Here is a 13,181-nt window from a genome sequence, read left to right on the forward strand (position 1 = left end):
ATGATCCGCCACTGTGTGTTCATCCGCTTCAAGCCGACCATCTCCGCCGCCGCCAAGGCCGAGATCTTCGATGAGATCGCGGCGTTGAAGGGGCGCATTCCCGGCCTGCTGGCGGTGCATGTCGGCACCAATGTCAGCCCGGAGATCGGCATGGACAAGGGCTTCTCGGACGGCTTCATCGTCGACTTCGACGACGGTTTCGCCCGCGACGCCTATCTCGCCGACGAGGCTCACAGGGCGACCGGCGCCAAGATTGTCGCCGCCGCGCTCGACGGCACGAGCGGCGTGCTTGTCTACGATCTCGAATCGGTGGACTGATCCGGCATGACTGACGATCCTCGCACCCTCCTCGCCTCGCTGTTCAGCCAAGCGGTCAGCGCCGCCGATCCGCTCGCCGCCATCCGCGCGCACCTGCCGGCGGCGCCGAAAGGGCGCACGATCGTGGTCGGCGCCGGCAAGGCGGCGAGCCAGATGGCGGCGGCGCTGGAGCGCCTTTGGCAGGGACCGCTCGAGGGCGTCGTCGTCGCCCAGCACGGTCCCGTGGCCGCCTGCGGCTCGATCGAGGTGTTGCAGGCGGCGCACCCGGTGCCCGACAGGGCCGGGCTGGCGGCGGCGCAGCGGCTGCTCGATGCCGTAAAGGGCCTGACCGCGGACGACCTCGTCATCGCCCTCGTCTCCGGCGGCGGTTCCTCGTTGCTACCGGCCCCCGCCGGCTCATTGACCCTCGACGACGAGATCGCCGTCAACCGGGCGCTGCTTGCCTCCGGCGCGCCGATCTCGGCCATGAACGTGGTGCGCAAGCACGTCTCGGGGATCAAGGGCGGACGGCTGGCGCATGCGGCCGCGCCGGCGCGGGTCGTGAGCTTGATCGTCTCCGACATTCCCGGCGACAACCCGGCGCACGTCGCCTCCGGACCGACCGTGCCCGATGGTTCGACGCCGCAGGAGGCGCTGGACATCGTTCGCCAGTACCGCATGACCCTGCCCGGGCCGGTGATGGACCACATCGCCTCGGCCGCCGCCGAAGCGCCCGGTCCGGACGACCCGGCCTTCGCCAGCCACGAGCATCACGTGATCGCATCGGCCTGCGTGTCGCTGGAAGCAGCGGCCGCCAAGGCACGCGCAGCCGGGATCGAAACCGTTATCCTGTCGGATTCGATCGAGGGCGAGGCCCGCGACATCGGCCTGATGCACGCCGCCATCGCCCGCGAGGTGCGCGCCCGCGGCCGTCCCTTCGCCGCGCCGGTGCTCATTCTCTCCGGCGGGGAAACGACGGTGACCATCGGCCATGAGGGACACGGCAAGGGCGGACGCAACAGCGAGTTCCTGCTGTCCTTCGCCGCAGCCATCGACGGGCTGTCCGGCATTCACGCGCTGGCTGCCGACACCGACGGCCGCGACGGTTCCGAGCACAATGCCGGCGCCTTCGCCGATGGCGGCTCGCTCGCCCGCATGCGCGCCGCCGGCCAGGATCCCCGTGCCCGCCTGCTCGGCCACGACGCCTACACCGCCTTCGCGGCCATTGGCGACCTGTTCACGACCGGCCCGACCGGCACCAACGTCAACGATTTCCGCGCGATTCTGATCCTCTGACGACGCGATCCGGGCCGCCATGACGCAAGACCTGCGCTCGCCTGCTGACGCGCCTGGAACAGGCGGCGCATGCAGCCGTCATCCGCCATTTGCAGGCCGGATCCGACCGGACCGCGGCGCCAATTAGAATAGTTATTTCATATACATAAAACCGGTCACCGGCATCGGCTCCGATCAACATGCAGCAACAGCACGCTGGTCGTGCAGCAGGATGATAATGTCGTAGACAGGCTGTAGTCGCGCCGCGCCAGGTCTTAATATCCGGCGCAAATACCAACTAGGGTCGCTATCAATGGCAGAGTTTCCGAACAAGGCGAAGGTTGTAATTGTCGGGCTGGGTGGCATCGTCGGCGCCTCGGTCGCCCATCACCTGATCGAGCGGGGCTGGGACGATATCGTCGGCATCGACAAGTCGGGCATCCCGACCGATATCGGCTCGACCGCACATGCCTCCGATTTCTGCTACACCACCAGCCACGACTATCTTTCGGTCTGGACCACCCAGTATTCGATCGATTTCTTCGACAAAATGGGGCATTACGCCCGCATCGGCGGCCTGGAAGTCGCGCGCACCGGCGACGACACCTGGATGGAGGAGATCAAGCGCAAGCTGACCTCGGCCAAGGCCTTCGGCACCCGCGCCCGCTACGTCTCGCCCGCCGAGATCAAGGAACTGTTCCCGCTGATCGAACAGGACCAGGTGATGGGCGGCATGTTCGACCCCGACGCCGGTCTCGTCGTGCCGCGGTCGCAGACCGTCGCCGGCAAGCTCGTCGACGCGGCGGAGAAGAGCGGCAAGCTGCAGATGTTCGGCAACACGCCCGCGCAGTCGCTGATCGTCGAAAACGGCCGCATCAAGGGCGTTGTCACCCACCGCGGCACGATCATGGCCGACCACGTAATCGTCTGCGCCGGCCTCTGGGGCCGCCTGATCGCCGAAATGGTCGGCGAGGACCTGCCGGTGATGCCGGTCGACCATCCGCTCACCTTCTTCGGCCCCTACAACGAGTTCGAGGGCACCGGCAAGGAGATCGGCTACCCGCTCCTGCGCGACCAGGGCAATTCGGCCTATATGCGCGACACCGGCGACCCGAAGACCACCGAGGGCGGCCAGATCGAATGGGGCTACTACGAGGCCGCCAACCCGCGCCTGTGCCACCCGCGCGAACTGCTGGAGAAGAACCAGGCCCGCCTCTCGCCCTCGCAGCGCGACCTTGAGATGGAACAGATCCTCGAGCCGCTGGAACGCGCCATCGAGCTGACCCCCATCCTCGGCGAACTCGGCTACAACGAGAGCCACTCGTTCAACGGCCTGCTGCAGGTTTCCGCCGCCGGCGGCCCGTCCTGCGGCGAAAGCCAGAAGGTGCGCGGCCTGTGGTACTGCGTCGCCATCTGGGTCAAGGACGGTCCCGGCTACGGCAAGCTGATCGCCGACTGGATGACCGACGGCCGCACCGCCATCGACCACGCCTCGATCGACTATTCCCGCTTCTACCCGCACCAGCTCGAAGAAAAGCACATCGAAGGCCGCTGCTTCGAAGCCGCGCAGAAGATCTACTTCCCGGCCGTGCACCCGCGCGAGCCCTATCTCAGCGGCCGCAACATCAAGCGCTCGCCTTTCTACGAGCGCGAAGTCGAGCTCGGCGGCTACTTTATGGAACTGGGCGGCTGGGAACGCGCCCATGGTTACGCCGCCAACGAACACCTTCTCGAAAAATACGGCGACCGCGTCCCCGTGCGCGAGAACGAATGGGACAACCGCCACTTCTGGCGCGTCTCCAATGCCGAGCACCTGGCGATGAGCGAGGACTGCGGCATCGTCAACCTTTCGCACTTCCACATGGTGGACATCGAGGGGCCCGATCATGTCGAGCTGCTCGAATGGCTCTGCGCCGCCAAAATCGGCGGTGACGCCAATGTCGGCAAGGGCGTCTACACCCACTTCCTCGACGACGAGGGCATGGTGCGCGCCGACTTCACCGTCTTCCGCATGGCCGACCGCTGCCGCCTGGTCAACGGCGCCGACGCCGGCCCGCGCGACTTTCACTACATGAAGCGTGTCGCCGAGGATCGCGGCCTCGACGTCACCATCACCGACGTGTCGGAGAAATACGTCACCATCGGCATCTGGGGCCCGAACGCCCGCGCGACCTTGAAGAAGGCGGTCGCCGACCCGGCCGGCCTCGACCCGGAAAACTTCCCCTTCGCCGCAATCAAGCCGATCGAGATCGCCGGCAAGCCGGTCACCGCCTTCCGCATCTCCTATGTCGGCGAGCAGGGCTGGGAACTGCACATGAAGTACGAGGACGGGCTGGCCGTCTGGGATGCGCTGCGCGCCACCGGCGTGATGGCCTTCGGCGTTGAGACCTATGCCAACTCGCGGCGCATGGAAAAGAGCCTGCGCCTGCAGAACGCGGACCTCCTGACCCAGTACAACCTGATCGAGTCCGACCTTGCCCGTCCCAAGGTCAAGGACGCCGACTTCCGCGGCAAGGCCAAGCATCTGGAATACAAGGCACGTGCCCAGCAGCCGGCGATGCTCTGCACGCTGGTAATGACCGAGAACACCGACGCCACGGGCGTGAAGCGCTACCCCGTCGGCTCGATGCCGGTGCAGGATCCGGAGACCGGCAAGTCGCTGGTCGACGAGCTTGGCCGCATCTCCTACACCACCTCGGTCGCCTTCGGCCCGACGCTCGGCAGCAACATCGCGCTTGCCTACCTCCCGAAGGAATACTGCCAGGTCGGCCGCAAGCTGAATGTCGAGTACTTCGCCGAAACCTATCCGGTGGAGGTGGCGGCCGTGGGCTACAAGCCGCTCTACGATCCGGAAAACCTCAAGCCGCGCACCTGATCGGCCGCATCGGACGACACCCTCGTGGGCCCGCTCGCAACCGAGCGGGCCTTTTTTGGCTCGGCCCCAGGTCCGCAGAAGCGCCAACCCTCATTCGGCAGCGCAGTTTTGGGCCGGCTGGGTCTACAATATTGCCCAGCGCCCTGGAACCTTTGTATCAGGATGTATCCGGCTTGCTGTCTGTTACAGCGGGATGCAAGCGGCAAGGCATCCGGACACAGGCGCGACACACGCCAGCCATTTGTGGGACGGCCACATGAGGGAAAACCATGGAGCACATCGACCACATCCTGATTGTCGATGACGATCGCGAAATACGCGAGCTCGTGTCGGGCTACCTGTCCAAGAACGGCCTGCGCGTGACGGCCGTTGCCGACGGACGGCAGATGCGCGCATTCCTTGAGGCGAACGTCGTCGATCTCGTCATCCTCGACCTGATGATGCCGGGCGACGATGGCCTTGTCCTCAGCCGCGAACTGCGCGCCGGCCGGCACAAGGCGACGCCCATCGTCATGCTGACGGCCCGCTCGGACGAGATGGACCGCATCCTCGGGCTGGAAATGGGCGCCGACGACTATGTCGCCAAGCCGTTCTCGGCGCGTGAACTGTTGGCCCGCATCAAAGCCGTGCTGCGGCGCACGCGCATGCTGCCGCCGAACCTGCAGATATCGGAGGCCGGCCAGATCCTGCGCTTTGGCAAGTGGCGCCTTGACACCACCGCACGGCATCTCGTCGATGCCGACGGCACGGTGATCGCGCTCAGCGGCGCCGAATACCGCCTCCTGCGTGTCTTCGTCGATCATCCCCAACGCGTTCTCAACCGCGACCAGTTGCTCAACCTGACCCAGGGACGCGATGCCGACCTGTTCGACCGGTCGATCGACCTGCTGGTCAGCCGCGTCCGCCAGCGGCTCGGCGACGACGCGCGCGAGCCGAACTATATCAAGACGGTCCGCAGCGAGGGCTACGTCTTCGCCATGCCGATCGAGATCGTGGAGGCGCGCTGATGGCCGCCGGCGGCGGCCTGCGCGGATTGCGCCTCTGGCCAGGCACGCTCGGGGCGCGGCTGTTCGTCATTCTTCTGGCCGGGCTGGTGGTTGCGCACGCCCTTTCATTCGCGCTCTTGTTCTGGGAGCGCTACAGCGCGACCCGGTCGATGATGTTTAACACGCTGGAGACCAATGTCGCGACCGCGATCGCCATTCTCGACCGGCTGCCTGAGGCCGAGCGCGCCGGCTGGCTCGACCGTCTCGATCGCGGCAGCTACAGCTTCGTCCTGGGACCGGGGCTTCCCGGCAGCCGCGATCTCGACGCCGCAAGCGCGGAAATCGCCTCCAGGATCCGATCGGCGGTCGGTGCGCGATATCCGATCGAGGTTGCGGTCATCCCCGGCGGCAACCTGCGCGTCCAGGCTCACCTGACCTTGAGCGACGGTGCACCGCTGACGATCGACATCACCCCGAGGGGCGTGATGCCGCTCGCACACTGGCTGCCCTGGGTGCTGGTCGCCCAGCTCGCCCTGCTGGTCGTCTGCTGCTGGCTGGCGGTGCGGCTGGCCATTCGACCGCTCGTCAACCTGGCCCGGGCCGCCGACACCCTCGACCCGAACCGGAACACGCCGCGTCTCAGTGAGGCCGGCCCACGCGAGGTCGCCTACGCGGCCACCGCCTTCAACGCCATGCGCGACCGCATCGCCCAGTATCTGGAGGAGCGGGTGCAGATCCTCGCCTCGATCTCCCACGACCTGCAGACGCCGATCACGCGCATGCGGCTGCGCGCGGAGACGGCGGAGGTCGTGGAACGCGACAAGCTGATCCGGGATCTCGGCGAGATCGAACGCCTCGTCAAGGAGGGGGTCGCCTACGCCCGCAGCGTCCACGGCGACGCCGAGAAGGCCTCGCGCATCGACCTGGCGTCGTTCGTCGAAAGCCTCGCCTATGACTACCAGGACACCGGCAAGTCCGTGGCGGTCACGGAAATGACGAACGGCGCGGTCCTGACCCGGCCGCACGCGCTGCGGCGGATCCTCACCAATCTCATCGACAATGCCCTCAAGTTCGGCGGCGGCGCGGAGATCGAGGTGGTGCGTCCCAGCGACCAGACCGTCGTCATCCGGGTCCTCGACCGTGGCCCCGGCATTCCCGAGGATCAGCTGGACGCGGTCCTGAAGCCGTTCTTTCGGATCGAGGCATCCCGCAACCGCGACACGGGCGGAACGGGCCTCGGCCTTGCCATTGCCCACCAGCTGGCGGGGGCGATCGGCGCCCGCCTGGCCCTCCACAACCGCGACGGCGGCGGCCTTGTGGCCGAGCTCGTCCTCCCGCGCTGACCGCGCCCGGCCGGGTGGCGTCGTTGAGAGCAACGCTGCCCTGGCGCCCCGGATCGCTTTTCCACATTGCCCGTTGCCTGCTCAATGCCTGCGCGCGTCCCATCCCTGCCTCTGCTTGCAGTCTCCTTGTGCAACGCGATCCGCAACGCCGAAGACGCCGGCTGCAGCACCGGCGCCCGGTCCTGACCGCAAAGGTTTGATGTGGTCGCGGAGCGGGGCCATGCCTGCCTCAAGGGACCCCTCGCCTCCGCGGCCACGGCGTGTCGGCAGGTCGATCAAAACCGAACGACGTCCACCACCGCCTGGGCAAAGGCCTGGGGCGCTTCCTGCGGCAGGTTGTGACCGATGCCGCCGGATATCAGCCGATGCTCATAGGGGCCCGAGAACTTCCTGGCATAGGCCGCCGGGTCGGGATGCGGGGCGCCGTTGGCGTCACCCTCGAGCGTGATTGTCGGCACGCCAATTGTCGGAAACGCGGCCAGCCGCTCCTCCAGCTGGTCGTACTTGGCCTCGCCGTCGGCCAGGCCCAGCCGCCAACGGTAGTTGTGAATGGCAATGTCGACGTGGTCGGGATTTTCCAGAGCCGCAGCGCTGCGTTGGAAGGTGGCGTCGTCAAAGGCCCATCTCGGCGATGCCAGTTGCCAGATCAGCCGGGCGAACGCCTTGCGGTGTTGCGCGTAGCCCGCGCGTCCGCGCTCGGTGGCGAAGTAGAACTGGTACCACCAGGCAAGCTCCGCCGCCGGCGGCAGCGGCCTGCTGTTGGCCTCCCGGCTGCCGATCAGGTATCCGCTCACCGACACCATCGCCTTGCAGCGTTCCGGCCAGAGGGCGGCGACGATATTGGCGGTCCTCGCGCCCCAGTCGCAGCCGGCGATGACGGCCTTGTCGACTGCGAGCGCATCCATCAACGCGATCACGTCGGCGGCGAGCGCCGACTGCTGGCCGTTGCGCGGCGTCTCCGCCGACAGGAAGCGTGTCGGGCCATAGCCGCGCAAATAGGGTACGATCACCCGGTAGCCGGCGGCCGCGAGCAGCGGCGCCGCGTCGACATAGGTATGGATGTCGTACGGCCAGCCGTGAAGGAGGATGACGACCGGCGCGCCGTCCGGCCCTGCCTCGGCATAGCCGACGCTCAAAGGGCCGGCATCGATCTGCTTGAGCGTGGCGAAGCCGGCATGGCTGCCCGGCGTGATCGGCGCGACGTGCTGGCCCTGGCCGGCCCCTTGCGCCCCGGCGGCGGCAAGGCCGAACGGTGCGGCAGCGGCCAGCGCTGCCATTCCGAGCAAACGGCGCCGCGGCTGGTTGACGTTCTCTGTCATCGATTGTCTTCCTGATTGCGTGAACCACGGCCATGGAAGCCGCAACGATGTATCCTGGGTATGTGTGAACCGCCGGCATTTGAATGCCAGAGTGGCCAACCCGGCCGGCGACACACTTCCGTACCCGCGACCGCCCTCCGGATTCAGTCGAACCGGACATTCCGGTCGATCGGCATCCGCCGCCAGGCTCTCGTTCCGGCGTATCCAACGTCCGATCGCAACGGCATTGCGGCTCGCGCCGAGCAACGTTGCGGCTTACTCAACACCTGCATGCTCTCGCGCGTTCCGCCGGACCGACTGCGGCGGCTGGCCGAGCGTGCGCAGGAAGGCGCGGCGCATGCGATCACGGTCGGCGAAGCCGGTTTCGGCCGCGATCACGTCCATCGGATGCCGACCCTGCTCCATCAGCAGCCGCGCCGCCTCGACGCGCAGGTGCTCCACCGCCTTTGCCGGTGTTTGCCCGGTCTCGGCCCGGAAGGCCCGGCTGAACTGACGCGCGCTCAGCCCGGCCGCCTCAGCCAGCTCTTCCACCGACAGGGCGCTGCGAAGATGCGTCTTGGCGTAGTCGATCGATTTCTGGATCCGGTCAGATTTCGGCTCCAACTCCAGCAGGGCGGAGAACTGGGACTGGCCGCCGGCGCGCCGGTGGTAGTCGACGAGCTTGCGCGCCACCGAGCGGGCGACGGGCTTGCCATGATCCGCCTCGATCATCGCCAGCGCCAGGTCTATGCTGGCCGTCATCCCGGCCGACGTCCAGACACTGCCGTCGACGATGAAGATGCGGTCCTCCTCGACCTTCACGGCCGGGAAGCGTTCGTGCAGCTGGCGGGCGAAGGCCCAGTGCGTGGTCGCCCGGCGACCATCGAGCAGGCCGGCTTCCGCCAGGACGAAGGCGCCGGTGCAAGGCGCCGCCACGCGGCGCGCGGTCTCGAAGGAACGGCGGGTAAAATCGCGCAGCCCCGGGGTCATCGGCTCGATCGTCGTCCCGGCACCGAACATGACCGTGTCATAGCTGCCGCCGCCGAAGGCATCGGTCACGACGGCAAATCCAGCGGACGATCGGACCTCGCCGCCCCGCTCCGAGATCAGGTCGATTTGGTAGGCCTGCGCTCCGAGTTCCGCATTGACCATCTCGAAGGCCGTTACCGCGGCGAAGCCCATCAGCTGAAAACCTGGAAATACGACAAACCCGATCGTGTGCATCGCGCGCCCCTGTCTCGTATTGCCGGACATAGCATATTCCGGCCAAGACAAAAGGAACCGCGGCGAGACAGGGACCAACCACTCGGCAAACCGCAGCCGGTCTTGCGCCCGATCGCGGACGCAAGACCGGTTGCGCTTCGACAGGGCGGCGATGCCACCGCGCCCCGCTCCGCTTACATGGAGGAAGCGGCCCGGTAGCGAGCGGCGGGCGCGCTGCGGGAGAGGTTGGGCATCAACTTCTGCCGCGCCGCCTCGTAGGCCTCCCAGTCGTCCCGGTCGGGCAGCGACGGGATGGTGATCGTCTCGCCGAGGTCGAGCCCGGCCAGGGCCGCGTCAACCATCGCCTCGGCGGGCATCACCAGTTCGCCGGGCAGATGCTCGAGCGGCGTGCCGGCGGTGCCCCAGAAATCGGTCGCCGTCGCGCCGGGAAGGACAGCCTGGACGCGGATGTTATGTTCGGCAAGCTCCTTCTGCAGCGACTGGGTCAGGGCGAGCACGAAGGCCTTGGTTCCGCCGTAGACCCCGTTCAGCACCTCCGGCGCGATGCCGACGATCGAGGCGATGTTGACGACGGTGCCGCCGCCGCGCGCAACGAGGCCGGGCACCGCCGCATAGGTCAGCCGCGTCAGCGCGCTGACGTTCAGCGTGATCATCTCGTCCATCTTGTCGACGTCGGATGCCAGCAGCGGGGCCGTGGCGCCGACCCCGGCATTGTTGACGAGCATGGTGATCCGGGCGTCCGTGCGGAGCCGTTGCTCGAGCCGGCCGAGGTCGGCCCTGCTGCCGAGATCGGCCACGACGACCTCGATGCCGCGCCCGGTCTCGCCGGTGAGGCGCCCGGCCAGTTCGTCGAGGCGCTGGCGGTTGCGGGCGACGAGGATCAGGTCAAATCCTCTGCGCGCCAGGCGATCGGCGTAGATCGCGCCGATGCCGGACGAAGCGCCGGTGATCAGGGCGGTCCCTTTCGGTTTCTGGGTCATGGCGGGGCTCCTTGGGTTGAAGGTCATGCGGTGACAGTAGCGCGAGGCGCCTCTGTCTCAAATGTCATATATCCGTCCATTTAGGACAGGTTCGGCGGATGTGCTCACGGCGTTTCGCCGTCGCCGCGCGACTTCAACCTCGGTCGGACAAGCGACACTTCCAGCCGCCGGCTTGCAGCCTTCGGCCCCCTGCCATCGGGCGGCTGCACCGGCCCGCCGAACAGCGACGCGATCGCCGGCCGTTGCCGCGGGTCTGTGTCCCACGCGCACGGCACGGCAGCCAGCGCCACAACCGCGAGGGCTATCACAAGGTTCCGCATGTCACTGACCGCTCCGCTGTCCGGATGGATCGTCGGCCCCACCCGCGCCCGCCGCTGCGGAGACCAGCACGGGCTGCTCGCGGTAGAGCGCGGGGAAGAGACGGCGCACCGCATCGAGCTTCGGCAGTTCGTGAAAGCGGACATAGATCGTCCCGGCATGGTTGACGACGTAGTCCTGGTGGTAGGCCTCCGCCCGATAGAACGCCTTGCCAGGCTCGATCGTCGTCGCGATCGGTGCCTCGAACACGCCGGCCGCGTCCAGCTGTGCGATGTAACCGGATGCCACCCTTCGCTGCGCCGCGTCGAGCGGAAAGACCGCCGAGCGGTACTGCGGCCCGATGTCGGAGCCCTGCCCGCCGGCCTGCGTCGGGTCGTGCACGGCGGAAAAGAAGATCTGCAGCAAGGTGCCATAGCTGACCTTGGCCGGATCGAAGACGATCTGCACCGCCTCGGCATGGCCGGTGCGGCCGGTCTCGGTCGCCTCATACGTGGCCGTGGCGGCATCACCGCCGGCATAGCCGGTGGTGGCGCTGACGACGCCGGCCACGTGCTGGTAGGCCGCCTGCACACTCCAGAAGCATCCCCCCGCAAACACTGCGGTCTGCCTCTGCCCGGTCGCGGCGATGTCGTCCGCCGGCGCCGGAACGGCCTTTGCCGCCTCGGCCGTCGCGCCGCCGATAAGCGGGAACGCCAGCATGCCGGCGCCGACCACGGCGATGGCCAGGCGCCTGATCATGGCTACCCCGGCCGACGGCGCGCATTTCCTGTTCTGACTGCTCATGCGTGCCCTTCTCATCCGAAGGTGAAGACGAAGGCCTCGACACCGGGATCGAGGAAGCGGATCTCGAACGTCCGCTCCCGTACCTCGCCGGTCTGCCGGACCATTTGGTAGAGCCGTGTTTCCGAAACCGTGCCGTTGCCGTCGGCGTCGATGTCGGCACCGTGGCTCGCACCCGGTGCGACACCGTCGACCGTCACGCGGAAGCGCAGCTTGCGGCCGCTTGCCCCGGGCCCGAGAACGAGATGCAGGTCGCGAGCGCTGAACCGGTAGGTTATGCCTCCACCGGTCCGGTTCAGGGTTGCCTGTTCGGCGCCGACCGTCCAGTTGCCGGCGAGGCTCCACTCGTTGAGCTGGGGCCAGCCCGGGCCGTAGTCGCGCGGCTTGCCGGCGCCGATGCCCTCGGGCGAAGCAAAGTTCGCCGCCCGCATGTAGCCGATGTAGGTCTCGCCCGAGCGCAGGCGGGCAAGGTCGGGCGCGGCCTCGGCGCCCGTGGTTGCCGGCGCCACCAGGCCGTCCTTGGCCTGCCGGGCGCCATTTGCCTCCGCCAGCAGGTCCTGGATCACCCGCTCGGACCGGTCGTAGTCACCCTCGCCGAAGTGATGATGGCGAACCCGGCCCTTGGCGTCGATGAAGTAGTGGGCGGGCCAGTACTCGTTTCCGAAGGCCCGCCAGATGCCGAAGTCGTTGTCGATGGCGACCGGGTAGTCGATCTGGAAATTCCGAACCGCGCGGCGGACGTTGTCGATGTCTTTCTCGAACGCGAACTCGGGCGCATGCACGCCGATCACGACCAGGCCCTGGTCCCGGTACTTCTCCGCCCAGGCGCGCACATAGGGAACGGTGCGGATGCAGTTGATGCAGGAATAGGTCCAGAAATCGACCAGCACGACCTTGCCGCGCAACTGCTCCGCCGTCAGCGGCGGGGAGTTGAGCCACTCGACCGCCCCGCCAAGCGAGGGGAGAGTTCCCTCTACCGGCAAGCTGCTTTCATAGGCGCGCTGGGCTCCGTGTGCAGCCGGGGCCGCGCGATTGCTCACCACCTCGCCCGCACCCTTGTCATCGCTGGCGTGCAGCCGGTCGAGGAGCGTCTGCTCGAGATTGGCGGTGCTGGCATAGGACAGGCGCGCCAGCAGCCCCGTGTCGAACCCGAGCGCGATCGTTGCAACGCCCGCGAGCACGGCCACGCCGAGCCCCTTGCGCAGGCTTTCGCCCAGGCCCAGAGAGCGCTTCATTGCCGCGAGCACGCGTCCTCCGGCCAGGACCGCCAGGGCCAGCGAGGTCGCCGCGCCGGCGGCATAGGCCAGCAGCAGCAGCGTCGTCTGGACGTTGGCGCCGTTGAGCGCGGCCCCCGTCAGCACCAGGCCGAGGATCGGACCGGCGCAGGGCGCCCAGAGCAACCCCGTGGCAACGCCGATCAGCAACGATGTGCCGGCGCCGGCCCCGCGTTGTGGCGCCGTCCGCGATAACATCCGGTTCCCGAGCGCAACGAGCGGCCGGGTTGCCACCGCCGCGACCCGCGGCGAAAGCAGGGTCGCGCCGACGATCGCCAACAGCACGATCGCCGCGGACCGGCCGACCTCGTTCGCCTGCACCGCCCAGGTGCCGCCGATCGCCGCCAGCGAGGCCACGGCCGCGAACGTCACCATTTTGCCGGCGAGCATCGGCAGGATGCTGCGGGTGAGGGGATGACCGGCCCGGGAGAACACGAAGGGCAGCACGGGCAGGATGCAGGGACTGACGATCGTCAGCACGCCGGCAAGATAGGCTATCAGCAACAGGATCATCATTGTCCCTCCGCTTCA

The 13,181-nt window shown here is 67.7% G+C and carries 10 protein-coding genes; 5 read left to right on the forward strand and 5 right to left on the reverse strand.

Annotated features, from left to right (window positions below; all coding sequences use genetic code 11):
- The 5 genes from ACXAGF_RS16140 (at position 1) to ACXAGF_RS16160 (ending at position 6,776) form a co-directional block, all read left to right on the forward strand.
- A complete protein-coding gene (locus ACXAGF_RS16140; protein WP_475018394.1) occupies positions 1 to 318 on the forward strand; it encodes a Dabb family protein in 318 nt (105 codons plus the stop codon).
- A gap of 6 nt (positions 319 to 324) precedes the next feature.
- A complete protein-coding gene (locus ACXAGF_RS16145; protein WP_475018395.1) occupies positions 325 to 1,593 on the forward strand; it encodes a glycerate kinase type-2 family protein in 1,269 nt (422 codons plus the stop codon).
- A gap of 292 nt (positions 1,594 to 1,885) precedes the next feature.
- Positions 1,886 to 4,447: a GcvT family protein gene (locus tag ACXAGF_RS16150; protein WP_475018396.1), complete on the forward strand. Its 2,562-nt coding sequence runs from the start codon at positions 1,886 to 1,888 to the stop codon at positions 4,445 to 4,447.
- Positions 4,448 to 4,716: 269 nt separating this feature from the next.
- A complete protein-coding gene (locus tag ACXAGF_RS16155; RefSeq protein ID WP_475018397.1) occupies positions 4,717 to 5,454 on the forward strand; it encodes a response regulator in 738 nt (245 codons plus the stop codon).
- Positions 5,454 to 6,776, forward strand: a complete 1,323-nt coding sequence (locus ACXAGF_RS16160) for a sensor histidine kinase (protein WP_475018398.1) — start codon at positions 5,454 to 5,456, stop codon at positions 6,774 to 6,776. The genes ACXAGF_RS16155 and ACXAGF_RS16160 overlap by 1 nt, the downstream gene beginning before the upstream one ends.
- Positions 6,777 to 7,051: 275 nt before the next feature.
- On the opposite strand, the gene ACXAGF_RS16165 is transcribed toward ACXAGF_RS16160, so the two are convergent.
- The 5 genes from ACXAGF_RS16165 to ACXAGF_RS16185 all read right to left on the reverse strand — a co-directional run bounded on the left by ACXAGF_RS16165 (position 7,052) and on the right by ACXAGF_RS16185 (position 13,163).
- Positions 7,052 to 8,095 carry an alpha/beta fold hydrolase gene (locus ACXAGF_RS16165; protein ID WP_475018399.1) on the reverse strand — a complete coding sequence of 348 codons (1,044 nt, stop codon included), beginning with the start codon at positions 8,093 to 8,095 and terminating at the stop codon, positions 7,052 to 7,054.
- Between the two features lie 255 nt (positions 8,096 to 8,350).
- On the reverse strand, positions 8,351 to 9,298 hold the full coding sequence (locus ACXAGF_RS16170; protein WP_475018400.1) for a GlxA family transcriptional regulator: 948 nt from the start codon (positions 9,296 to 9,298) through the stop codon (positions 8,351 to 8,353).
- Positions 9,299 to 9,471: 173 nt separating this feature from the next.
- Positions 9,472 to 10,278, reverse strand: a complete 807-nt coding sequence (locus ACXAGF_RS16175; protein ID WP_475018401.1) for an SDR family NAD(P)-dependent oxidoreductase — start codon at positions 10,276 to 10,278, stop codon at positions 9,472 to 9,474.
- A 321-nt stretch (positions 10,279 to 10,599) separates the two neighbouring features.
- Entirely contained in the window at positions 10,600 to 11,379 is a 780-nt protein-coding gene (gene msrA / locus ACXAGF_RS16180) for a peptide-methionine (S)-S-oxide reductase MsrA (RefSeq protein WP_475018402.1), read from the reverse strand.
- An 11-nt stretch (positions 11,380 to 11,390) separates the two neighbouring features.
- Positions 11,391 to 13,163, reverse strand: a complete 1,773-nt coding sequence (locus tag ACXAGF_RS16185) for a cytochrome c biogenesis protein DipZ (RefSeq protein ID WP_475019325.1) — start codon at positions 13,161 to 13,163, stop codon at positions 11,391 to 11,393.
- Positions 13,164 to 13,181: the final 18 nt, after the last annotated feature.

The organism is Mycoplana sp. ABR4_002, assembly GCF_056159645.1.